Source organism: Dyella sp. 05T440, from assembly GCF_056395965.1.
On the sequence record NZ_JBFTKN010000009.1, the window covers coordinates 1 to 21,122 of the forward strand.

Consider the following 21,122-nt stretch of genomic DNA (forward strand, 5'->3'; position numbering starts at 1 on the left):
CCCTGTGCGCGACAAACCTACGGAGCGGTACACCGCGGCGTGGCTGTCGCGCACAGGGTGCGCTCCCACAGACAAGCGCCAGGCGTGGCACCAGGTGCGCCATGTGTGACCCAAAGCCGATGCGCAGCGAGGCCCCGCTTTAAGTCCTCAGCGATTCGGGCGCGTTGCGCAGCGCTTGGAAGTATCCCCTGTGTACCCTCGGAGGTTGTCCCACAACAGCGCGCCTCGAGCGTTCGGGCTTATCCCAGCACGATGCTGCGGGCGTTATCAGGCCATTTCTTTGGGTTACTTTTCTTTGGGCCAGCAAAGAAAAGTGACTCGAGCGGCGGCAGCCGATCGAAACGCCCGCCGCGTAGGCGGCACGCTGGCCTCAAGACGACAATCAGAAGCCGAGGTTTTGGATGATCAGGCACGCGGCAGAAGAAGAGTAATCCCGGCCTGCGATGGGATGACGGCAAAGAAGAAACGTTCCCGCGAGCACCCGCCCCTCACCCCGGCCCTCTCCCCGGAGGGCAGAGGGAGAAGTGTGGCGCACCGCTTGATCACTTGCTCGCTTGCTCACTTGCACACTTGATCAATCAGCAAGCCACAACAACCAAACCCCATCAAAACGTCGCCGCCAACCTCACAAACCCATACGCCAACAACGCCGTAATCGGCAACGTAAGAATCCAAGCCCACACCATCCGCTCCACCACCGACCAACGGATCGCATTCCAACGCTTGGCCGCACCCACACCCATGATCGACGCCGACACGTTATGCGTGGTCGACACCGGAATGCCGAACGCAGACGCGGTGAGAATGACCGCCGCCGAACTGCCCTCGGCTGCAAAACCATTGATGGGATGCAGCTTCACCATCTTGTGACCCAGCGTCTTGATGATGCGCCAGCCGCCGCCTGCCGTACCGCCAGCCATGGTGAGTGCGCAAACCACGGCGACCCACGCGGGCACATTGAAGCCACCATCAGCCGAACCATGAATGCGCAGGAAGCTAAGCCACTCGGGCAGGCCGTCAAACTGACCGGCGGTGGTTGCGCCCGCCAGGGCGAGCGCAATGATGCCCATGCTCTTCTGCGCATCGTTCATGCCGTGCGCCAGACCCATCGCACTGGCCGAGACGATCTGCGCCTTGCCGAAAAACGCATTCACGAATGGCGTGCGACCAAATCGCCGCAGGAAGCCGGTGCGACTGGAGAACCAGCTGAGCAAGGCATACAACCCGCCCATCAACAGAAAGCCGATGACGAAACCCAGCAAGGGTGAAATCACCATCGGCAGGATGACCTTGGGCACCACGCCCTTGCCATCCCACCAGTGCGCGCCACCCTGCGACCAGATCACCGAAGCGAAGTTATTGCCGGACGCCGCGATCGCCGCGCCGACCAACGCGCCCACGAGCGCATGGCTGGAGCTGGACGGCAGGCCCCACCACCAGGTGATGAGGTTCCACACCGTGGCGGCCAGCAAGGCGCAGATCAGCAACTGCGGCCCCGCATCGATGACATGCGTATCGATCAGGCCCGACGCGATGGTCTTGGCCACCGCCGTGCCCCACAGTGCACCGATCAGGTTGGTGATCGCGGCCATCATCACGGCCTGGCCGGGCGTCAGCACCTTGGTCGCCACCACCGTGGCGATGGAATTGGCGGTGTCGTGGAAGCCGTTGATATAGGTAAAAGCCAGCGCGATCAGCACCACGGCAATAGCCAGACCGATGCTCATGCGCGCACCCCGCGCACAACGCCGTAAGCCCGGAACACAACCGGGCGGCTTACTTGAAAGGGATTCATCAGGTCGCGCCTCAGGAATTCTTCAGCACGATCGAGTACACGGTATTGCCCACGTCGCGGCACTTGTCGATGGCTTTTTCGAGCAGCTCGAACAAGTCCTTCGCCAGCATCGCGCGCATCGCATCGCCGCCTTCCACGTACAGCGTGCGGTACGGCGACAGCAACATGCGGTCGCCTTCGGACTCCAGCGTCTGCAGGCGATCTTGCAGTTTCTTTACCGGATCGATGCGCAGGCCGCGGCGCAGCTCGCCGATCATTTCCGACACCACGCCGGTGGCGCGTTCCAGGATCAGCGCGCGAGCGGCGAAATCCACGTCGGCCACGCGGCCGGCGACGATCTCATAGCGCTCGGCAAACTTCTCGATGGTCTTGGGAATCTTGTAGAGCGCCGAGTTGAGCGCCTCGATGTCCTCGCGATCCAGCGCGGTGACAAAGGTGTTCACCAGTTCCTCGCTGATCTGCCCCGCCAGCGCCTTCTCGCGCTGGCGCGCGGCGGCGAAGGCGGCCATCACCGGGGCGTGATCCCGGCGCGTGACCAGCTCGTGCAGGGCTTTGGCGCTTTCGCGAGCAGCCTCGGCGCTCTGTTCGAGCAGGCCATAGAACTTGTCGCCTTTGCCGAAAATCGTTTGCAATGAAAACATGCGGTTATTGCCTGGGTGCGAGGGGGGCGGAAAATGACGGATATGTTACAGGAGCCCCGAGCCGCACCGCATCAAACCCTGCCGGCCCCTCCGGGCCTCTTAGGACTTACACTGCGTCTCATGTCCAAACGCGACCTTCCCACCGGCCGGCGACCCGCATGCTGACCGAAATCGCCCTCGTCATCGTGCTTTCCCTGTTCAACGGCTTTTTCGCGTTGTCGGAAATGGCCCTGGTGGCCTCGCGCAAGAGCCGCCTCAAGCACATGGCCCGCGACAGCCGCCGTGCCCGCATGGCCCTGCGCAATGCCGAAGCGCCGGAGCGCTTCCTTTCCACCGTCCAGGTGGGCATGACCATGGTGATCCTGATTACCGGTGCCCTGGCCGGCGATGCGCTGGGCGACCACATTGCCAACGCCATCCATGGCGGACGCGCAGCCTGGATCGAGCCCTATGCCAGGATCATCGGTCTGGTGCTGGGCTTTGTGCTGATTTCCTTCATCAATATCGTGATCGGCGAGCTGGTGCCCAAACGCCTCGCGCTGTCCGCGCCCGAGCTGATCTCCGGCTATGTGTCGATGCCGATGATGGTGTTGTCGCGCATCACCGCGCCCTTCGTGTGGCTGCTCAATCTTTCCAGCAGCTTCCTGTTGCGCCTACTGCGCGTGAAGGGACGCGGCAGCGACGTGGCCACGGAAGAGGAAATCCGCCTGCTGGTGGCGGAAAGCGCCGAGCACGGCGTGCTTGATCGCGACGAACACAACATGGTCAACCGCGTGCTGCGCCTGGGCGATCGCACGGTGGACAGCGTGATGACGCCGCGCACGCGCATTGTGTGGCTGGATGCAGCGGCCAATTACCAGGAGAGCGCTGAGATCCTGCGCACCACGCCTTACTCGCGCTACCCGGTATACCGCGGCGATGAAAGCGACATTCTCGGCGTGGTCGAAGTAAAGCGCCTGCTGCGCAGCTACGCCGAAGGCAAGCCCGACATCTTCGGCCAGCTCTCCAAGCCGCTCTACGTGCCCGCTACCGCACGAGCGCTGGACTTGCTGGAAGAATTCCGCGATGCGGAAACCCAGCTCGCGTTGGTGGTGGACGAGTACGGCGACATCGAAGGACTGGTGACGCTCAATGACTTGCTGGCGGCCATTGTGGGCGCCACCCAGCTGGGCAGCAGCGACACCAAGGAAAGCCCGCTGATCACGCCGCGCGAGGATGGCAGCTGGCTGATCGACGGCTCGCTGTCCACCGACGACCTGCGTGAACTGCTGGGGGTCGACGCCCTGCCCGGCGAAGAAGAGCACGAATACCGCACAGCGGCAGGCATGGTGATGGCCGTGCTCGGCCATATCCCGCAGACCGGCGAAACCTTCGAGTGGCGCGGCTTCCGGGTGGAAGTCGTGGACCTGGACGGCGCGCGCATCGACAAGCTGCTGGTAGCGCGGTTGCCGAAGATTGATGTGGAAGAAGACGGGTTCTAAGGCCTGAGAGCGTTTCTGTGGGAGCGCACCCTGTGCGCGACGGCCTCGGTTTCGATCCATGCCTCGCCGTCGCGCACAGGGTGCGCTCCCACAATGGAACCAAGCGTCGCGCAGCGATCTACTCAGCCCTTCGACGCCTTGATCTTGTCGGTAGCAATCTGCGCCATCCGCTGCGCATCGGCAAAAATGCCATGCATTACGCGCAACTCGCGCTCATCAGGCTGCGCCCGCTGAAACAGCTTGCGCAGGCGCAACATGATGGTGGTCGGCGCGCGACCCTTGTGGAAATCGATATCGTCGAGCATCTGCGACAGGTGCTCGAAGAAACGCTCCATCTGCGCCGCATCGGCCGGTGGCTCGGCATCGGCGCGAACCGGCACGTTGACCTCGCCCAGCGATGCCACGCGCAACTCGTACGCCATCACCTGCACGGCCTGCGATAGGTTCAGGGAACTGAAATCGTCGACGCTGGGGATGCGCACCATCGCGTGGCAGCGCGCCAATTCTTCGTTCTCCAGGCCGGTACGCTCGTTGCCGAACACCAGCGCCACCTGCTCGCCGCGGGCGGCCGCGGCCAGCGCTCGGCTGGCGGCTTCGCGCGGGGTGAGTTCCTCCAGGTCCACGCCACGGCGGCGGGCCGACAGACCCAGGGCCAGGCTGGTGCCGGCCAGGGCATCGACCAGACCTTCGCTCACGGTGGCGTTTTCCAGCACCTCGTCGGCGCCGGCGGCCAGGGCCGAAGCCTCCCGGTCCGGGAAGCGGTGCGGGGCCACCAGGGCCATCCGGTCGAAGCCCATGGTGYGGATGGCGCGGGCTGCGCTGCCGATATTGCCGGGGTGCGAGGTGCGCACCAGCACGTAGCGGATGCGGGCGGCGAGGTCGGATTCAGCGCTCATCGGGGCAGGAAAACTCGGGTAAACGGGCGCAAAGCTTGGAAACCTCCGGGCTTCCTGTCAAACGCGACGCGCCCGGTCGGCCTCCCGGGACTGCCTCGCGGCCATGTCTCTGATAGACTTCGCGGCCAAAACCCCGTTCTTTTGAAAGCCGAAGCCATGCCAAGACCCGCCATTAATGTCGCGGTGCGCGCCGCGCGCGCCGCAGGAAACATCATCCTGCGCTATATGAACCGCATCGACGGACTCAATATCGTCGAGAAGCAGCGCATGGACTTCGCCTCGGAAGTCGATCGCCTGGCCGAAGCCGAGATCGTCAAGGAACTCAAGCGCGCCTATCCGACCCACGCCTTCCTCGCCGAGGAAAGCGGCGCGATCGGCAAGGGGCCGCTGGTATGGGTGATCGATCCGCTCGACGGCACGCACAACTACCTGCGCGGCATTCCGCACTTCTCCGTGTCCATCGCCCTGCTCGACAAGGGTGAGCCGGTGTATGCGGTGGTGTTCGATCCGCTGCGCGACGAACTGTTCACTGCCAGCAAGGGCGATGGCGCCTACGTCAACGACCGCCGCATGCGCGTGGCCAAGCGCGAGAATCTGGCCGGGGCGATGATCGGCACCGGCTTCCCCTACCGCCAGCGCTCGCACCTCGATGCCCAGCTCGACATGACCCGCGCCCTGCTCGGCCACGCCGAGGACATCCGTCGCTCCGGCTCCGCCGCGCTGGATCTGGCCTATGTGGCCGCCGGTCGTTTTGACGGTTTCTTCGAGATCGGCCTGAAGCCCTGGGACATGGCCGCCGGCGCCCTGCTGGTGCGCGAGGCCGGTGGTCGCTACTGCGATTTCGCCGGTCGCGACGGCATCCCGGAGAGCGGCAACATCATTGCCGGCAACCTCAATGTGGCGCAGGCGATGGTGGATGCGATCAGCGCGAATGCGACGCCGCGTTTGTTGATGGCGTGAGGATGGGTTATTGGTCATAAGAAAAAGGCGCCTTCGGGCGCCTTTTTTGTAGCCAGAGCCACCTAACCCCTGTGGGAGCGCACCCTGTGCGCGACCGTCCCGCTGCGTTCTACCTCAGTCGCGCACAGGGTGCGCTCCCACAAGGGACGGGAAACATCAGGCGCCCGGCTCGGACTCACGCAAAAACACCCGCAAAAACGGCACTGTGATGCGCCGCTTCGCCGCCAGCGAAGCACGGTCGATCTGATCCAGCAGATCAAACAACGCGCCCAGATCTCGGGCGTAGCGATTGAACAGCCAATCGAGCACCGTGTCGTCCAGCTCGATGCCGCGCGTGGCCGCCTGTTCACGCAGTACGTTGCGCCGCTCGGCATCGTCCAAGGGCTTGAGCAAAGCCTGTTGGCAGGCGCCCAGGCGCGAGCGCAGATCCGGCAGCACCAGGCCCAGTTGCACGGGCAACACCTCGGCCGCAAACAAGAAGGCGGCGCCTTCGGCCTTGGCCTGGTTATACAGGTCGAACAAGGCGTGCTCGGCCTCGCGATCGCCCGCGATGACGCCCAGGTCGTCCAGGGCGAGGAATTCGCTGCCAGCCACGCCGCGGATAGCCGCAGCCCGGTTGCCGATGCTGGCCAAGGGCAGGTATTGCACCGTACGACCACCCTGGATGGCAGCCTGGCAGGCGGCCATCAGCAGATGGCTCTTGCCGCTGCCAGTGGGCCCCGCCAGGTAGAGCCACGGCGTGTGCGCCGCATGGGCCAGCTGCTCAACGGCAGCGAGCGTCCCGGCGTTGCTGCCGGGATGGAAATGTTCGAAACGCTGGCGGCGAGGCCAGCGCAGGGCAAGCGGCAACTGCGGAATCATGGGGGTGGTACTGCGTCCTTCGGGTTGCCTCGGTCGTCGATCACGGTGCGGGTTTCCACTTCGCCCTGCGGCGTCTCGACGACTACATCCACTTCGGTGAGCACGGGATCGCCCGCGCCCTCCTCCGTGTATAGATCGCTTTGTCGGTAGCGCTCGGTCAGGTAGCGCAGCAGCACCAGGATCACCGACGCCGCCGGCAAGGCCAACAGCACGCCGAGGAAGCCGAACAGGTAACCGCCGGCCAGCACGGCAAAAATCACCGCCACCGGATGCAGGCCGATCTTGTCGCCCACCAGCTGGGGCACCAGCACATAGCCTTCCAGCAACTGGCCGACGGTGAAGATGCCTACCACGATCAGCACATGCGTCCAGTCGCCGTATTGCACCATCGCGGCGATCAGCGCGGAGCCAAAGCCCACGATGAAGCCAAGATAGGGCACGAAACTGAGCAAGCCGGCGATCATACCGATCAGCGGGCCCACCGACAGCCCCATCAGCGTGAGCGCCACGCCGTAGAAGATGCCCAGCGCGAGCATCACCAGCAGCTGGCCGCGCACGAAGGCGCCGAGCACGCTATCCGCTTCACGCGCGAGGTGGGCAACAGTCGGCTCGATCGAGCGCGGCAGGATGCGGTCGATCCACGCCACCATGCGGTCCCAGTCGCGCAGCAGGTAGAACGCCACCACCGGGATCAGCACCAGGTTGGTGAGCCACAAAATCACGCCCACGCTGGAGCGGGAAATCTTGCCCAGCACCACCGAAGCCGCATTGCCGATCGAGCCCAGGTGATCCTTGATCTGCTGGATCAGGCGATCGGTGTCGAACGCCCTGGGATCGAGGTGCAGCTTGGCCTGCACCCAGGGCAGCGCCGTATCGCGAGCCCACTCCACATAGCGGGGCATGTTGTCCACCAGATTGTCGATCTGGCGGGAAATCAGCGGGACCAGCAAGATCAGCGCGCCAACGGTGACCAGCAGCAGCACGATGAAGACGATGCTTACCGCCAGCGTGCGTCCCATGCCCAGCCGCTGCAGACGATCGGCCAGCGGATCTCCAAGGTAAGCCAGCATCGCCGCCACCACGAACGGCATCATCACCGGCGCCAGCAGCCAGAACAGGTAAAGGAAGACCGCGGTGATCGCGAGCATTTGCCAGCGGCGGGAGCTGTCAGGCGTCATCGACATGGCTCATCCCATGAGAAAGGCGGTAAGAAACGCGCGCCGGATCCAGGCTGGCGCACGCATGACGCGGCTTTCGCCGCGGCGCAATCAGTGGACCCAGCGCAGGCTGGCATCCGCATCGCCATGCGAATCGCCGCGCAGGACGCGGCCGCCGGCGGCGAGGCTATTGGTCAGGGCATCCATCGGCAGGCTGGATTTCACCAGGAACAACATGCCATCGCCCTGCGCTCTGAGCGTGGTCACCTGACGCACATTGGGATCGGCGCGCAGAACGGCCACGAGGTTGGCGTAATCCATGGCCGAATTGATCTGCGATACCCACAGCTTGCCGTCGACCGTCACCGAGCCGATCACATTGAGCTGCTTGCCGAGACGGTCGGCCAGCCCGTTGCCTGCATCGGTGAGTACGGCGGCGACGTTGGCGCCCTGCGTGCTCCACTTCTGCTGGGCACCGCCCGACAGCAGCACCCAGTCCGCGGCGTTGCCATGGACCTGGCCCAACAGCATCAGGCCGGTCTTGTACTGCCGCGCCATGGCAGCGACCTGGTCGGGCTCGGCACTGGTCAGATTCGGTGTGTCGCCGGTCTTGGCCGGATCGGCCAGCACGGTGCTATAGCCCTTGGCGGCAACGGTCTGGGTCAGCGTGGACAGCGCATCGCGGGTGAGCACGCTGCCGTCCTCATCACGTACCACCAGCAGCACCGGAGGACGGGAACCGCCGCCGGACACGCCCATCTGGGACACGGCGCGCTGCACGGCGGCCTGGTCAAAGGTGACCTGCAGGGCCATACCGGTGGTGGCCCGCTGGTACTGATACTGCTGGACGATGCCCGAGGCGCCCTTGAGCACATCGGCGTAGCCCGGCTTGGCGCTCAGGTCCTGGCCGCCGGAGGTGCGCGCCAGCACCTGGGCCAGGGCGTCGCCGAAGGCATTGTTGCGGGCAGCCTCGCTGGTATCGGCCACGGACACGGTCACGGTGTACGGCGACACTTGCCCCTGCGCATGCACGGACAGCAGCGGGGCGAGGCCCAGCATGAAACAGACGAGCAGCAGGCGGGACAGGCGCATGGGGACCGAAATCCGGTGGGGGACGCCGGAAGTCTGCCCAATCCGCCCCCTAGCGTCCATCGAAGATGTCCCGGTTCAGCGTCATCACTCAGGAAACGATCCCCCTACGCTGCTACAATTTGTCGTTTCTCCCCGCCGGGTTGCCCCCATGTCCGACGCACTCACCTACCGCGCCGCTGGCGTCGATATCGACGCAGGCAATGCCGTGGTCGAACGCATCAAGCCGCTGGTCAAGCGCACCTCCCGTCCCGAAGTGATGGGCGGCCTGGGCGGTTTCGGCGGCCTGTTCGACCTGTCGGGCAAGTACAAGGAGCCGGTGCTGGTCTCCGGTACCGACGGCGTGGGCACCAAGTTGAAGCTGGCCCAGCAGCTGGGCCGCCACGACACCATCGGCATCGACCTGGTCGGCATGTGCGTGAACGACGTGCTGGTGCAGGGCGCCGAGCCGCTGTTCTTCCTCGACTACTTCGCTACCGGCAAGCTGGACGTGGACACGACCGTGGCCGTGGTCGGCGGCATCGCCAAGGGCTGCGAGCTGGCCGGTTGCGCGCTGATCGGCGGCGAAACGGCGGAAATGCCCGATATGTACCCGCCGGGTGAATACGACCTGGGCGGTTTCACCGTCGGCGCCGTGGAAAAGTCGCAGCTGCTCAGCGGCAACGCCATCGTGGCCGGCGACGTGATCCTGGGCGTGGCCTCTTCCGGTCCGCATTCCAATGGCTATTCGCTGATCCGCAAGATCCTCGAGCGCGCCGGCAATCCGCTGGATCTGGATCTGGGCGGTGTCACCCTGGCCGACGCGCTGATGGCGCCGACCACCATCTATGTGAAGCCGATGCTGGATCTGCTGAAGAACCAGCCGGTGCATGGCATGGCCCACATCACCGGCGGTGGCCTGAAGGAAAACATCATCCGCGTGGTGCCTGACAACCTCGGCATCCACGTCGATGCGGCCGCCATCGTGCTGCCGCCGGTGTTCGAGTGGCTGATGCGCGAAGGCAACGTGGCGCGCGAGGAAATGTGGCGCACCTTCAACTGCGGCGTGGGCTTCACCGTCATTCTGCCGCGCGAGGCCGTCGACGCTGCGAGCGCCCTGCTGGCCAAGCATGGCCTGGCCAGCTCGGTGATCGGCGAGATCGTGCCCGCGCAGGGCGACGAGCGCGTGCACATCGGTTGAGTTCGTGACTGCTCCGCGTCTTCGCGTTGCCGTGCTCGCATCCGGGCGCGGCAGCAACCTGCAAGCCCTGATCGTCGCCCGCGATGCGGGCGTGCTGCCGGTCGACTTCGTGGTGGTCGGCAGCGACAAGCCCAACGCGGGCGCGCTGCAGCTGGCCAAGGATGCGTGCATCCCCACCTTCACGCTGAACCCGAAGGACTTCGCCAGCCGGCGGGATTTCGACTTCGAACTGTTTCGACGACTCGACGCCAGCGGCGCGCAGGTGCTGGTGCTCGCCGGCTTCATGCGCATCATCGACGGCGAGGCACTCGCGCCGTGGGTTGGTCGCATGATCAACGTCCACCCGTCGCTGCTGCCCAAGTATCGCGGCCTGCACACGCACCGCCGCGCGCTCGAAGCGGGCGACGCGGAGCACGGCGCCAGCGTGCACTACGTGACCGCCGAACTCGATGGCGGCCCGGTGATCGCGCAAGCGCGCATCCAGATCCAGCCCGGCGACGACGAAGGCCAGCTCGCCCATCGCCTGCTCACTTTCGAACACCAGCTGCTGCCAGCGGTGCTCAAACTGATGGCCGAACAACGCCTGGACCTGATCGCGCCCAACCGCGTGGCGCTGGACGGCAAGCTGCTGGATGCGCCGCTGCAACTGCGCCACGGCGCATTGGTTGACTGAGGGTTTTCCAGTCCTCTACAAGTCGTTCAGGAACGGCCCGTAGACTGAGGTCCCCATGACCTCATCCCATTCCCTCCGCACGTTCGCTGCCGGTCTCGCGCTGGCCCTCTCCACGACGGCCGCGTTTGCCGCGGCACCTGCCCCGACCCCGTTCACGGCGACCTATCAGGTATCGCAAGGTGGCCAGGTGATCGGCGAGGCCGTGGTCTCGCTCAAGCCCGCAGCCAATGGCCAGTGGGTGTACAGCAACCAGATCAAGGGAACCGGCGGCATCGCCGCGGCGCTGGGCGCCAACTCGAATGAAACCACCACGTTCCGCTGGAACAACGGTGCGCCGGAAACCGTCAGCTATGACTACAAGATGGACGCCGGCTTCAAGAACAAGCAGCGCCACACCGACGTGAACTGGACCAGCGGCCAGGTGACGGTAGACGACGGCAAGGGACCGATGACGTATCCGAGCGCACCGGGCATGGTGGATCGCAACACCACGTCGTACGCGATCGGCCTCGCCCTGCGTGGCGGCAAGCAGTCCGTGTCGCTGCCGGTTGCGGTGAAGCGCAATGTGGAAACGCAGGAATTCAAGGTCACCGGCAAGGAAGCGGTGAAGGTGCCTGCCGGCAGTTTCCAGGCCGAACGCGTGGTGCGCAGCAGCGACCAGAACAGCTTCAGCGCGTGGTACGCACCGCAGAAATATCCGGTGCCGGTGAAGCTCTCGCAGAGCGACGGTGGCAATCTGGAATTGCAGTTGGTCAGCTACAAGAGCAATTGATCGGTTATCGCCGCACTGAAAGAAAAAGGCCGCATCAGCGGCCTTTTTCATATCGCATGTCAAACCTGACTCAGGAAGGCAGTCGACGAATCTTCGCACCAAGCACGCCGAGCTTTTCCTCGATGTTCTCGTAGCCGCGATCGATGTGGTACACGCGATCCACCGTGGTGTCTCCTTCGGCCACCAGGCCGGCGAGCACCAGGCAAGCGGACGCACGCAGGTCGGTCGCCATGATGGGCGCACCGCTCATCTTTTCCACGCCCTTGATGATCGCCGTATTGCCTTCCAGGCGGATATCCGCGCCCAGGCGCTGCAGTTCCAGCGCGTGCATGAAGCGGTTTTCGAACACGGTCTCGGTGATCACGCCCACGCCTTCGGCCACGCAGTTGAGCGCGGTGAACTGCGCCTGCATGTCGGTGGGAAACGCCGGGTACGGCGCGGTGGTGATGTTCACCGCCTTGGGGCGACGGCCGCGCATGTCCAGCTCGATCCAGTCGGCGCCGGTGGAAATATGCGCGCCGGCTTCTTCCAGCTTGGACAACACGGCATCGAGCGTATCGGCACGGGCGTTGCGTGCGCGCACCTTGCCGCCGGTCATCGCGGCGCCGACCAGGAAGGTGCCGGTTTCGATGCGGTCGGGCAGCACTTCGTACTCGGCGCCGTGCAGGCGCTCCACGCCGTGGATGACCAGGGTGGAGGTGCCGGCGCCTTCGATCTGCGCGCCCATGGCGATCAGGCAATGCGCCAGGTCGACCACTTCCGGTTCCTGCGCGGCGTTCTCGATCACAGTGGTGCCCTGCGCGAGGGCGGCGGCCATCATGATGTTCTCGGTGCCGGTCACGGTGACCATGTCCATCGAGATGCGCGCGCCCTTCAGGCGCTTGGCCTTGGCCTTGATGTAGCCGTTCTCCACGACCACTTCGGCGCCCAGCGCCTGCAATCCGCGGATGTGCTGGTCCACCGGACGCGAGCCGATCGCGCAACCGCCGGGCAGCGACACTTCCGCCTCGCCGAAGCGAGCCACCAGCGGACCCAGCACCAGGATCGAGGCGCGCATGGTGCGCACCAGGTCATACGGGGCGAAGTGGCGGTCGGTGGTGCGCGGGTCGATATGCATCTTCATGCGGTCGTCCAGCACCAGCTGCGTGCCCATCTGGCCAAGCAGCTCGATGAAGGTCGTCACATCGTGCAGATGCGGCACGTTGCTGATCGCCACCGGCTCGTCGGCCAGCAGGCAGGAAGCGAGAATCGGGAGTACGGCGTTCTTGGCGCCCGAAATACCCACCTCACCGTGGAGCGGCTCGCCGCCACTGATCAGGATCTTGGCCATGGAAAGTCCTTGCGAATGAATGGCTCGGAAGTGCAGCGCCGCCTTAATGGCGCGCAGCGACTTCCGCGGGGGTCAGCGTCTTGAGGGCCAGCGCGTGGATCGCACCGCCCATGAGATCACCAAGCGTGGCGTAAACCAGGCGGTGCCGCGCCAGCGGGAGCTTGCCGGCGAACTGTTCCGCCACCACTTGGGCTTCAAAGTGCACGCCGTCGTCGCCACTGACGGAAGCCTGAGCACCGGGCAGGCCTTGTTCGATCATTGCCTGGATGGTGGCAGCGTCCATGGTTTTTCCACTTGCAGAGTTGGGGTCAGCGCCGCCGATCCGGTCAGGAACCGAACCCAATGGCAGCGACTATGACGTTAAAATGCGAATATGCCATGTTAATGGAAAACCTCTGTCGCAGAAACGACACGTGACGTCAGCGCCCTCTCAATTAGGCCGTTGATCACCCACAACCTATTGATACACCCGAGTTTCCCGTCTACAGACGCCCATTCAGGGTTATGACGGGAAACCGCAAGACTTTTGAGGACGCATGAACGCCTACGTCGCCCCAGCCAACCCGCTTGCGATCAACGCCGACGCCATCGTGCAGAGCGCGCGCACCGTGATCGCCACCGAGGCGGCGACCATCCGCGCCCTGGAGCCGCGCATCGGCCCCGAATTCGTGGAAGCCTGCCGCCTGATCATGAGCTGCGCCGGCCGCGTGGTTGTCACCGGCATGGGCAAGTCGGGCCACGTCGCCCGCAAGATCGCCGCCACGCTGGCGTCCACCGGCACGCCCGCTTTCTTCGTCCACCCGGGTGAAGCCAGCCATGGCGACCTGGGCATGATCCTGCCGCAGGACATCGTGCTGGCCCTGTCCAACTCGGGCGAAACCGACGAAGTGCTGTTCATCCTGCCGGTGATCAAGCGCCAGGGCATCCCCCTGATCGCGATCACGGGCAACGCTAATTCGTCGTTGGCGGACCAGGCCAATGTGCACCTGGACGCCAGCATCGCCGCCGAAGCCTGCCCGCTCGGGCTGGCGCCCACGGCCAGCACTACCGCTGCCCTGGTCATGGGCGATGCCCTGGCCATCGCGCTGCTCGAGGCCCGCGGCTTCACCTCCGAAGACTTCGCCCGCTCCCATCCTGCAGGCAGCCTGGGCCGTCGCCTGCTGCTGCACATCAGCGATGTGATGCACACCGGCGAAGGCATTCCGGCGGTGCCGCCGAACGCTTCGCTGACCCAGGCGCTGATGGAAATGACCCGCAAGCAGCTGGGCATGACCGCCGTGGTCGACGCCGATCACCACCTGCTCGGCGTGTTTACCGACGGCGACCTTCGCCGTGCGCTGGACGATGACGACCTGGACCTGCGCGGCGCCACCGTGGCCGAGCTGATGACCCGCGGCCCCAAGACCATCGGTGCGGACAAGCTGGCCATCGAGGCCGCCCAGCTGATGGAAAAGCACCAGATTCACGCGCTGCTGGTGGTCAACGACAAGCAGCAGGTGGTGGGAGCGCTTAACATTCACGATCTGCTCCGCGCCCGTGTGGTCTGATCGAAAGGCTCGGCTGCTATCTATTCCTGCGTGCACCGTCTGCGCTGACCGGCGTTTGACGGTATCGCCCTTTCCTCTTGCCGACGGCTCCCATGTATCTGGCTGACCTTCCCGCCGATGTTCTCGCCCGCGCCGCCAAGATCCGCCTCGTCGTGTTCGACGTGGACGGGACCCTGACGGATGGCCGCCTGTGGTACGCCGAAGATGGCCGCGAGACCAAGGTTTTCCACGTGCATGATGGCCTGGGCCTGAAACTGCTGATGGGCCAGGGTGTGCACGTGGCCATCATTTCCGCCCGCATCAGCCATCCGGTGGCGTTGCGCGCGGAGGAACTGGACATCGCCCACGTCTACCAGGGCCAGGGCGACAAGCGGGCCTGCCTGGAGCAGTTGCTGGAAGCGCTGAACCTGGCGCCGGAACAGGCCGCCTTCGTGGGCGACGACCTGCCCGACCTGCCCGCCATGCGCATCGCCGGCCTGGCTGTCGCGGTGGCGAACGCCCATCCCTGGGTGGCTGAGCAGTCGCACTGGCGCACCCGCCTGGGCGGTGGCCAGGGCGCGGCCCGCGAGGTCTGCGACCTGATCCTGCATGCCCAGAGCAAGACCGATGCCGAGCGGGAGCGCTGGCGGTGAGTTTGCGATCTTATCTGCGCGACCGGGGCCTCCCGGTGGCGATCGTGCTGATCGGCCTGGCGACCGGCGCGGCGCAGTTGCTGTACTGGGCGCTGGCGCCCGCGCCCAAGGTCAGCGACTTCGTGGGCCCGCCCCGTTCGGGCTATACGCTGACCAATTTTCAGCTGTGGTCGTACGACGTGGATGGCTTGCCGAGCTTCGAGATGGTCGCCCCGCACCTGGAGCGCCGCGAGAACGACGAGTCGCTGTACATCAACACGCCGGACTTCACGCTGCCCTCCAACGAGGCTGGCGTGCCGCCCTGGCTGGGCAAGTCGCTGTACGCCTGGGTCGACAAGAGCGGCACCCTGCTCAAGCTGCAGGGCCCGGTCTACATGCACCGGGCGGCCTTTGCCCAGACCGATGCGGCCGAGATGCACACCTCCGAGGTCACTGCCTGGCCAAAAGAAAACCGAATGGTGACGGATGCCCCAGCGCATATGAAGCAAGGCGCACGTACACTTAACGGGGTGGGCATGCGTGCCAACCTCAACACCAATCATCTGGAGCTGTTCGATGAAGTCACCGGCTCGTTTCCGCCGCGACCCAAGAAGTCTCAAGCTGCACCTCGCCCTGCTGGGCCTGGGACTGCTCATCCTGCAGCCGGCGCTGGCCAAGCAGGATGACCGCAATCAGCCGATGAACTTCTCGTCCAAGTCCATGGACGGGTTCAACGCGCCCAATACGGTCACCACGCTCACCGGCAATGTCGTGGCTACGCAGGGCACGATGAAGCTGACTGGCGCCCTGGCCAAGCTCTACCTCGATGCCGACACCCAGGTGGCGCGTGCGGTCGTGACGGGCAACCTGGCCCATATCGAGCAGCTCGACGACGCCGGCAACCTGATGCAGGGCGATGCCTTGCAGCTGGACTACGACAACATCAACGGCATTGCGGTGCTCACAGGTAACGCCGTGGTGCGCCAGCAGGGTCGCGGTGAGTTTCATGGCGACAAGCTGGTCTACAACACGCAGACCTCGCTGATCACCGGCGAAGCCGCCGGCGACGGCCTGGTGCACGGCGTGATCCTGCCCAAGCAGAAGCCCGCAGGGGCTCCGGCTCCTGCCGCCACGCCGCCGAAGCCGGGCACGCCGCCGGCGCCGCCGCAACCGGCCACGAAACCGGCCGAGGGCCACTGATGCTGTCTGCTGAAGGTCTGCAAAAAAGTTTCAAGGCGCGCCAGGTCGTGCGCGATTTTGCCTTCTCCATCCGCGAAGGCGAGGTGGTGGGTCTGCTCGGCCCCAACGGCGCCGGCAAAACGACGTGTTTCTACATGGTGGTCGGCCTGATCGAAGCCGACGCCGGCACCATCAAGCTGGACAAGCAGGACATCACCGGCCTGCCGATGCACCAGCGCGCCAAGCTCGGTATCGGTTATCTGCCGCAGGAAGCCTCGGTGTTCCGTCGCCTTACCGTGGCCGACAACATCATGGCGGTGCTGGAACTGCGTGAAGGCTGGGACGAGAAGCGTCGCACCAACGAGCTGGAAAGCCTGCTGGACGAGCTCAAGATCGCGCATATCGCCGACCAGAAGGGCATCAGCCTGTCCGGTGGCGAACGTCGCCGCGTCGAAATTGCACGCGCACTGGCCGCGCATCCGCGTTACATGCTGCTGGACGAACCATTCGCGGGCGTCGACCCCATTTCGGTGGGCGAAATCCAGCGCATCGTGCGCCATCTGAAGGAACGCGGCATCGGCGTGCTCATCACCGACCACAATGTGCGCGAGACGCTGGGCATCTGCGATCGCGCGTACATCCTCAACGACGGTGAAGTGCTTTCGCGCGGAACGCCAGCACATATCCTCGCCGACGAAAAGGTCCGCGAGGTGTACCTGGGTCGCGAATTCCGCCTGTAACGGCTGCGGAACAGCCGACCGTCAGGGCTAAATCTGAGGTAGTACGCGATTTCGCCTTCGACCTATGGCCGACCCAGGAGGCAAGAGTTAGGATGACCTTCACGTTCATCCTGACCGGCTGGCATGAAACCCGGACTGCAGTTTCGCCTCAATCAGCAGCTCACGCTGACACCACAGTTGCAACAGGCCATTCGCCTCCTGCAGCTGTCGCAGCTTGAGCTCGAGGCTGAGCTGCGTCAGATCGCCGAAAGCAATCCCCTGCTCGAGTTCGCCGACGACAACCCCGACAATCTCGAGGGTGACGAACGCGAGTCCGAGCCGCCGATGGATGCGATACCGGTCAGCTCGTCCAGCTCCAGTAGCAGCAGCGATACTGTCGACGACGCCGAAGCACCCGAATGGGGTGATGTGGAGCGCGACGGCGGCAGCGACGATCCGGTCGACTTCTCGCTCAGTGGCGCCTCCTCGCGCAACAACAACGCGGACGAAGACGGCTTCGAGCCGCAGAGCGCCGCCCAGGAAACGCTGCAGGAACATCTGCTGTGGCAGCTCAACCTCACGCATATGAGCGCGCGCGATCGCACCATCGCCACGGTGTTGATCGACGCACTCAATCCGGATGGCTATCTCACCGAAAGCATGGAGTCGCTGATCGCGGCCCTGCCCACCGACGTCAGGGCGACCGAAGCGGAAGTGGAGTACGTGCGGCACATGCTGCAGCGCTTCGATCCCACCGGCGTGGCAAGCATCGACTTGCGCGACTGCCTGCGCGTGCAGCTTGAGCAGTTTGATGCGGACACACCGCAGCGCGAACTTGCCTTGCGCATCGTCGACGCCGAACTGGAATTGCTCGCGCGCAACGACATCGCACGGCTTGCGCGCAAGCTGCGCGTGAGCGAAGACGATACCGCCGCTGCAGCCGTGTTGATCCGCAGCCTCGATCCACGGCCGGGCGCGGCGCTCGATATCACGCCGGTCGAATATGTCGCCCCCGATGTCTATGCACGCAAAGACGTGGGTCGCTGGCGGGTCAGTCTCAATCCCGATTGCCAGCCGCGACTCGGACTCAACCAGCACTATTGCGGCCTGATCGCCCAGGCCCGCGGCACCGACGCCAGCTGGATGCGCGGACAGCTGCAGGAGGCGCGCTGGCTCATCAAGAGCCTGGAATCGCGCGCTGAGACGCTGCTGAAGGTGGCCGAAGCCATCGTGCGCCGGCAGAGCGCCTTCCTCGATTACGGCCCCGAAGCAATGCACCCCCTGGTGCTGCGCGAAGTGGCCGAGGAAGTGGGCATGCACGAATCGACCATTTCACGTGTAACTACCCGCAAATACATCCATACGCCGCGGGGCACGTTCGAACTCAAGCATTTCTTCTCCAGCGGCGTGTCCACCGAAGACGGTGGCAGTGCGTCGGCCACCGCCATCCAGGCCATGCTGCGCAAGCTGGTCGATGCCGAGGACCCGCGCAAGCCGCTGTCCGACCAGGCCATCGCGGAGGAGTTGCATCGCAAGGGCATTCAGGTTGCCCGACGCACCGTCGCCAAATACCGCGAAGCCATGCGTATTCCCAGCTCCAGCGAGCGCCAGCGCGCTGGCTGAACGAGTTTGCCCCCGTCTGCGGCAAACCGCCCCGGGAACTTGGCGGCAAAAAAGGCGTCCCCATACTCATAGGTAAGTCGATACGACGGGAAATCTGTCATGTCTGAGGCGTGAAGGTCTTTCTAACGCACGGGCAACTTCAGAGGTGCATAGTGACTATCCCGACTTGGTGAGGAGGCCTGAGAAAACCTTCGCAATACCGGAGTTTTCAAAGGTGTGTCGGCCACGACATGGGCGTCCGGCGCATCGATTCCAGCCGCGTCTGCGGCAAGTACCAGAGGAGGCGCAACATGCAAGTTCAACTCAGCGGTCAGCAGATTGAAGTCACCCCGGCCCTTCGGGATCACGTGAACAACCGGCTTGACCGCCTCACCCGCCTCGATGAGCGCATTCTCAGCCTGAGCATCGTTCTCTCCGTGAACAAACTGCAGCAGCGCGCCGAGGGCACGCTCAATGTCACGGGCAGCACCCTGCACGCCGAAGCGCTTGAGAATGACATGTACGTCTCCATCGACGTGCTCTTCGACAAGCTGGTGACCCAGTTGCGCAAGCACCGCGAGAAGATCTGCGACAAACATCAGCGCGCCGCCCGCGAGGAGCGCCTGTACGGCTGATCTGTGCCAGGCCCGCCCGGCTCCGGGCGGGCCCTCTGCCTCATCCAAGGCGTCCGCCGGTGTGAACTGGCACAATGTCCATGTAGCTGCCCTGTTCCGGCGGCGCAAAGGACAAAGCTTGGACCGGCTCTCCGCCCGACAACTCTATGACAGCGTTCACGAGCGCATGGCCTTGCGCTGGGTGTCCGGCATGCGCGGCGAATCGCGCGCGCTCGAACAAGCCGCGACGACCACGCGCCGCCCCTCGCTGATCGGCTACCTCAACGTCATCTATCCGAACAAGATCCAGATCATCGGCACCGAGGAGCTGAACTACCTCGACAGCCTGGATTCGCGCCAGCGCTGGGAGGCGATCAACAAGATTGCCGCCTATCAGCCGGTGGCGATGATCGTGACCAAGGATCAGGCCATCCCCAGCGACCTGCGCGAAGTGGCGGAAGAAACCAATACGCCGCTGTGGATCAGCTCCAAGCGCGGCCACGAGCTGCTGACCTGGATGCAATACCACCTGGCGCGCATCCTGGCGCCCAAGGTCACGCTGCATGGCGTGTTCCTGGAAGTGTTTTCCATCGGCGTGCTGATTACCGGCGAATCGGGTTCGGGCAAAAGCGAGCTTGCGCTGGAACTGATCAGCCGCGGTCATCGACTGGTCGCCGACGACGCCACCGAATTCACCCTGATCGCGCCGGACGTAATCGACGGCACCTGCCCCGAGCTGCTGCAGGACCTGCTGGAAGTGCGCGGGCTGGGCGTGCTGAATGTGCGCGAGATGTTCGGTCACACCGCGGTCAAGCCATCCAAATACCTTCGCTTGGTCGTGCACCTGAAACCACTGCGCGAGGGGGAAGACACCGATGGACTCACGCGCCTTACCGGCGATATCGGCCACCGCGAAATCTTCGAGGTGCCGGTGCCGATGATCACCATCCCGGTGGCACCCGGTCGCAACCTTGCCGTGCTGGTCGAGGCCGCGGTGCGCAACCACGTGCTCAAGAGCAAGGGCATCGACCCGGCACAGACTTTCATCGACCGCCAGGCGCACCAGATGCGCCGGCTGCCTCCGTGGTGACCCATGAGCGACACGATATCCACTAGCAACCCAGCCGACGCGATCAACCTGATCGTGCTCACCGGCATGTCCGGCGGCGGCAAGACAGTGGCCCTGCGCGCGCTGGAAGACCTGGATTTCTACTGCGTCGACAACCTTCCCACCGCCCTGCTCCCACAGCTGGTGGCGGCGGTGAGCCGCAATGTGGAAGGCAAGCGTCGCCATGTCGCCGTCGGCGTGGACGTGCGCAATCCTGGCGAAGACCTCAAGCGCATGCCGGCCATCCTGTCGGAGCTGGCCGCTGCCGGCGTGAAGGCGCATCTGATCTTTCTTGACTGCCGCGACGACGTGCTGATCAAGCGCTATTCGGAAACGCGTCGCCGTCACCCGCTGTCGTGGCAAGGCCTGTCGCTGGCCGATGCGATCGCCGAAGAGCGTCGCGTGCTGCGCCCGCTCTCGGCCATTGCCGACAAGGTGATCGATTCGAGCGAACTGAACGTGCATCAGCTGCGCCGACTGTTCGCCGCCGGTTATGCGGAGGCCACCGAAGGCCTTACGCTGATGTTCCAGTCGTTCGCGTTCCGCCGCGGCCTGCCGCTGGACGCGGACTTCGTATTCGACGCGCGCTGCCTGCCGAACCCGCACTGGGATCCAACGCTGCGCCCGTTGTCGGGCAAGGATGCCGCCGTGAGCGCCTACCTCGATGCGCAGCCCTTGGTCGCCGAATACTTTGCCGATACGGCGCGCTGGCTCGACACCTGGCTGCCGCGCTTCGAAGCGGACGACCGCAGCTACGTCACCATCGCCATCGGCTGCACCGGCGGTCGACACCGCTCGGTGTATCTGGTGGAAAAGCTTGCCGCCCATTACCGCGCGCTACGCAATGGCGTGCTTACCTTCCATCGCGAACTCGAGTGATAGCCATGCTGAGCATCCTTGCACTACG

Annotated in this window: 22 protein-coding genes; 14 read left to right on the forward strand and 8 right to left on the reverse strand. The window is 64.7% G+C overall.

The annotated features are described in order from the left end of the window. Window positions 1-605: 605 nt before the first annotated feature. Both AC1DE1_RS12815 and AC1DE1_RS12820 read right to left on the reverse strand, forming a co-directional pair. Window positions 606-1,727 carry an inorganic phosphate transporter gene (locus tag AC1DE1_RS12815; RefSeq protein WP_477176199.1) on the reverse strand — a complete coding sequence of 374 codons (1,122 nt, stop codon included), beginning with the start codon at window positions 1,725-1,727 and terminating at the stop codon, window positions 606-608. A gap of 79 nt (window positions 1,728-1,806) precedes the next feature. Further along, window positions 1,807-2,436, reverse strand: coding sequence for a pit accessory protein (locus AC1DE1_RS12820; RefSeq protein WP_121882340.1), 630 nt, complete (start codon window positions 2,434-2,436; stop codon window positions 1,807-1,809). Window positions 2,437-2,594: 158 nt separating this feature from the next. On the opposite strand from AC1DE1_RS12820, the gene AC1DE1_RS12825 reads away from it, so the two are divergent. Further along, window positions 2,595-3,917 (forward strand): hemolysin family protein, encoded by a 1,323-nt coding sequence (locus tag AC1DE1_RS12825; RefSeq protein WP_441603027.1) that lies wholly within the window; start codon window positions 2,595-2,597, stop codon window positions 3,915-3,917. Window positions 3,918-4,039: 122 nt separating this feature from the next. On the opposite strand, the gene AC1DE1_RS12830 is transcribed toward AC1DE1_RS12825, so the two are convergent. Continuing rightward, the gene (locus AC1DE1_RS12830; protein ID WP_477179106.1) at window positions 4,040-4,813 is read right to left on the reverse strand and encodes an RNA methyltransferase; all 774 of its coding nucleotides are present in this window, start codon (window positions 4,811-4,813) and stop codon (window positions 4,040-4,042) included. 156 nt (window positions 4,814-4,969) lie between these two features. Between AC1DE1_RS12830 and AC1DE1_RS12835 the strand changes: the two genes are divergently transcribed. Next, a complete protein-coding gene (locus tag AC1DE1_RS12835) occupies window positions 4,970-5,773 on the forward strand; it encodes an inositol monophosphatase family protein (RefSeq protein ID WP_477176201.1) in 804 nt (267 codons plus the stop codon). A gap of 156 nt (window positions 5,774-5,929) precedes the next feature. Here AC1DE1_RS12835 and hda read toward each other — a convergent pair whose 3' ends face one another. The 3 genes from hda to AC1DE1_RS12850 all read right to left on the reverse strand — a co-directional run bounded on the left by hda (window position 5,930) and on the right by AC1DE1_RS12850 (window position 8,883). Beyond that, window positions 5,930-6,634, reverse strand: a complete 705-nt coding sequence (gene hda, locus AC1DE1_RS12840; protein ID WP_477179107.1) for a DnaA regulatory inactivator Hda — start codon at window positions 6,632-6,634, stop codon at window positions 5,930-5,932. Beyond that, window positions 6,631-7,818 carry an AI-2E family transporter gene (locus tag AC1DE1_RS12845; RefSeq protein ID WP_477176203.1) on the reverse strand — a complete coding sequence of 396 codons (1,188 nt, stop codon included), beginning with the start codon at window positions 7,816-7,818 and terminating at the stop codon, window positions 6,631-6,633. Before AC1DE1_RS12845 ends, hda begins: the two co-directional genes overlap by 4 nt. Window positions 7,819-7,902: 84 nt before the next feature. Further along, on the reverse strand, window positions 7,903-8,883 hold the full coding sequence (locus tag AC1DE1_RS12850) for a DUF2066 domain-containing protein (RefSeq protein ID WP_477176204.1): 981 nt from the start codon (window positions 8,881-8,883) through the stop codon (window positions 7,903-7,905). A 148-nt stretch (window positions 8,884-9,031) separates the two neighbouring features. Between AC1DE1_RS12850 and purM the strand changes: the two genes are divergently transcribed. Genes purM through AC1DE1_RS12865 form a run of 3 tightly spaced genes read left to right on the forward strand, consistent with a single transcriptional unit; the run spans window position 9,032 to window position 11,505 of the window. Next, window positions 9,032-10,060, forward strand: a complete 1,029-nt coding sequence (gene purM, locus AC1DE1_RS12855) for a phosphoribosylformylglycinamidine cyclo-ligase (RefSeq protein ID WP_477176205.1) — start codon at window positions 9,032-9,034, stop codon at window positions 10,058-10,060. Window positions 10,061-10,064: 4 nt separating this feature from the next. Beyond that, window positions 10,065-10,733: a phosphoribosylglycinamide formyltransferase gene (purN, locus tag AC1DE1_RS12860; RefSeq protein ID WP_477176206.1), complete on the forward strand. Its 669-nt coding sequence runs from the start codon at window positions 10,065-10,067 to the stop codon at window positions 10,731-10,733. Window positions 10,734-10,788: 55 nt separating this feature from the next. After that, the gene (locus AC1DE1_RS12865) at window positions 10,789-11,505 is read left to right on the forward strand and encodes a DUF3108 domain-containing protein (RefSeq protein WP_477176207.1); all 717 of its coding nucleotides are present in this window, start codon (window positions 10,789-10,791) and stop codon (window positions 11,503-11,505) included. A gap of 70 nt (window positions 11,506-11,575) precedes the next feature. Here AC1DE1_RS12865 and murA read toward each other — a convergent pair whose 3' ends face one another. Both murA and AC1DE1_RS12875 read right to left on the reverse strand, forming a co-directional pair. Continuing rightward, entirely contained in the window at window positions 11,576-12,835 is a 1,260-nt protein-coding gene (murA, locus tag AC1DE1_RS12870) for a UDP-N-acetylglucosamine 1-carboxyvinyltransferase (RefSeq protein ID WP_121882351.1), read from the reverse strand. Between the two features lie 43 nt (window positions 12,836-12,878). Then, on the reverse strand, window positions 12,879-13,118 hold the full coding sequence (locus AC1DE1_RS12875) for a BolA family protein (RefSeq protein ID WP_441603036.1): 240 nt from the start codon (window positions 13,116-13,118) through the stop codon (window positions 12,879-12,881). A 253-nt stretch (window positions 13,119-13,371) separates the two neighbouring features. On the opposite strand from AC1DE1_RS12875, the gene AC1DE1_RS12880 reads away from it, so the two are divergent. The 9 genes from AC1DE1_RS12880 to rapZ all read left to right on the forward strand — a co-directional run bounded on the left by AC1DE1_RS12880 (window position 13,372) and on the right by rapZ (window position 21,094). Further along, the gene (locus AC1DE1_RS12880) at window positions 13,372-14,382 is read left to right on the forward strand and encodes a KpsF/GutQ family sugar-phosphate isomerase (RefSeq protein WP_441603037.1); all 1,011 of its coding nucleotides are present in this window, start codon (window positions 13,372-13,374) and stop codon (window positions 14,380-14,382) included. 92 nt (window positions 14,383-14,474) lie between these two features. After that, on the forward strand, window positions 14,475-15,014 hold the full coding sequence (locus AC1DE1_RS12885; protein ID WP_477176208.1) for a KdsC family phosphatase: 540 nt from the start codon (window positions 14,475-14,477) through the stop codon (window positions 15,012-15,014). Then, a complete protein-coding gene (gene lptC / locus AC1DE1_RS12890; RefSeq protein WP_441603039.1) occupies window positions 15,011-15,679 on the forward strand; it encodes an LPS export ABC transporter periplasmic protein LptC in 669 nt (222 codons plus the stop codon). The genes AC1DE1_RS12885 and lptC overlap by 4 nt, the downstream gene beginning before the upstream one ends. Then, on the forward strand, window positions 15,570-16,193 hold the full coding sequence (gene lptA, locus AC1DE1_RS12895) for a lipopolysaccharide transport periplasmic protein LptA (protein ID WP_477176209.1): 624 nt from the start codon (window positions 15,570-15,572) through the stop codon (window positions 16,191-16,193). The genes lptC and lptA overlap by 110 nt, the downstream gene beginning before the upstream one ends. Continuing rightward, window positions 16,193-16,912: an LPS export ABC transporter ATP-binding protein gene (gene lptB / locus AC1DE1_RS12900; protein ID WP_046973274.1), complete on the forward strand. Its 720-nt coding sequence runs from the start codon at window positions 16,193-16,195 to the stop codon at window positions 16,910-16,912. The genes lptA and lptB overlap by 1 nt, the downstream gene beginning before the upstream one ends. Before the next feature lie 123 nt (window positions 16,913-17,035). Continuing rightward, entirely contained in the window at window positions 17,036-18,514 is a 1,479-nt protein-coding gene (locus tag AC1DE1_RS12905; protein ID WP_477176210.1) for an RNA polymerase factor sigma-54, read from the forward strand. 290 nt (window positions 18,515-18,804) lie between these two features. After that, complete coding sequence (gene hpf / locus AC1DE1_RS12910) at window positions 18,805-19,128, forward strand: ribosome hibernation-promoting factor, HPF/YfiA family (RefSeq protein ID WP_046973272.1); 324 nt, start codon at window positions 18,805-18,807, stop codon at window positions 19,126-19,128. Between the two features lie 118 nt (window positions 19,129-19,246). Continuing rightward, a complete protein-coding gene (gene hprK / locus AC1DE1_RS12915; RefSeq protein WP_477165428.1) occupies window positions 19,247-20,197 on the forward strand; it encodes an HPr(Ser) kinase/phosphatase in 951 nt (316 codons plus the stop codon). A gap of 3 nt (window positions 20,198-20,200) precedes the next feature. Then, on the forward strand, window positions 20,201-21,094 hold the full coding sequence (gene rapZ, locus AC1DE1_RS12920; protein ID WP_441603042.1) for an RNase adapter RapZ: 894 nt from the start codon (window positions 20,201-20,203) through the stop codon (window positions 21,092-21,094). The last annotated feature ends 28 nt before the right edge of the window (window positions 21,095-21,122 follow it).

Excerpts from the sequence above, each read along its gene's own strand:
- rapZ (WP_441603042.1), top strand. The coding sequence starts at position 20,201 with ATGAGCGACACGATATCCACTAGCAACCCAGCCGACGCGATCAACCTG.
- AC1DE1_RS12875 (WP_441603036.1), bottom strand. The coding sequence starts at position 13,118 with ATGGACGCTGCCACCATCCAGGCAATGATCGAACAAGGCCTGCCCGGT.
- purM (WP_477176205.1), top strand. The coding sequence starts at position 9,032 with ATGTCCGACGCACTCACCTACCGCGCCGCTGGCGTCGATATCGACGCA.
- murA (WP_121882351.1), bottom strand. The coding sequence starts at position 12,835 with ATGGCCAAGATCCTGATCAGTGGCGGCGAGCCGCTCCACGGTGAGGTG.
- hda (WP_477179107.1), bottom strand. The coding sequence starts at position 6,634 with ATGATTCCGCAGTTGCCGCTTGCCCTGCGCTGGCCTCGCCGCCAGCGT.
- AC1DE1_RS12865 (WP_477176207.1), top strand. The coding sequence starts at position 10,789 with ATGACCTCATCCCATTCCCTCCGCACGTTCGCTGCCGGTCTCGCGCTG.
- AC1DE1_RS12880 (WP_441603037.1), top strand. The coding sequence starts at position 13,372 with ATGAACGCCTACGTCGCCCCAGCCAACCCGCTTGCGATCAACGCCGAC.
- AC1DE1_RS12825 (WP_441603027.1), top strand. The coding sequence starts at position 2,595 with ATGCTGACCGAAATCGCCCTCGTCATCGTGCTTTCCCTGTTCAACGGC.
- AC1DE1_RS12905 (WP_477176210.1), top strand. The coding sequence starts at position 17,036 with ATGAAACCCGGACTGCAGTTTCGCCTCAATCAGCAGCTCACGCTGACA.
- lptA (WP_477176209.1), top strand. The coding sequence starts at position 15,570 with ATGAAGTCACCGGCTCGTTTCCGCCGCGACCCAAGAAGTCTCAAGCTG.
- AC1DE1_RS12820 (WP_121882340.1), bottom strand. The coding sequence starts at position 2,436 with ATGTTTTCATTGCAAACGATTTTCGGCAAAGGCGACAAGTTCTATGGC.
- AC1DE1_RS12835 (WP_477176201.1), top strand. The coding sequence starts at position 4,970 with ATGCCAAGACCCGCCATTAATGTCGCGGTGCGCGCCGCGCGCGCCGCA.
- hpf (WP_046973272.1), top strand. The coding sequence starts at position 18,805 with ATGCAAGTTCAACTCAGCGGTCAGCAGATTGAAGTCACCCCGGCCCTT.
- AC1DE1_RS12885 (WP_477176208.1), top strand. The coding sequence starts at position 14,475 with ATGTATCTGGCTGACCTTCCCGCCGATGTTCTCGCCCGCGCCGCCAAG.
- AC1DE1_RS12815 (WP_477176199.1), bottom strand. The coding sequence starts at position 1,727 with ATGAGCATCGGTCTGGCTATTGCCGTGGTGCTGATCGCGCTGGCTTTT.
- lptB (WP_046973274.1), top strand. The coding sequence starts at position 16,193 with ATGCTGTCTGCTGAAGGTCTGCAAAAAAGTTTCAAGGCGCGCCAGGTC.
- AC1DE1_RS12850 (WP_477176204.1), bottom strand. The coding sequence starts at position 8,883 with ATGCGCCTGTCCCGCCTGCTGCTCGTCTGTTTCATGCTGGGCCTCGCC.
- AC1DE1_RS12845 (WP_477176203.1), bottom strand. The coding sequence starts at position 7,818 with ATGTCGATGACGCCTGACAGCTCCCGCCGCTGGCAAATGCTCGCGATC.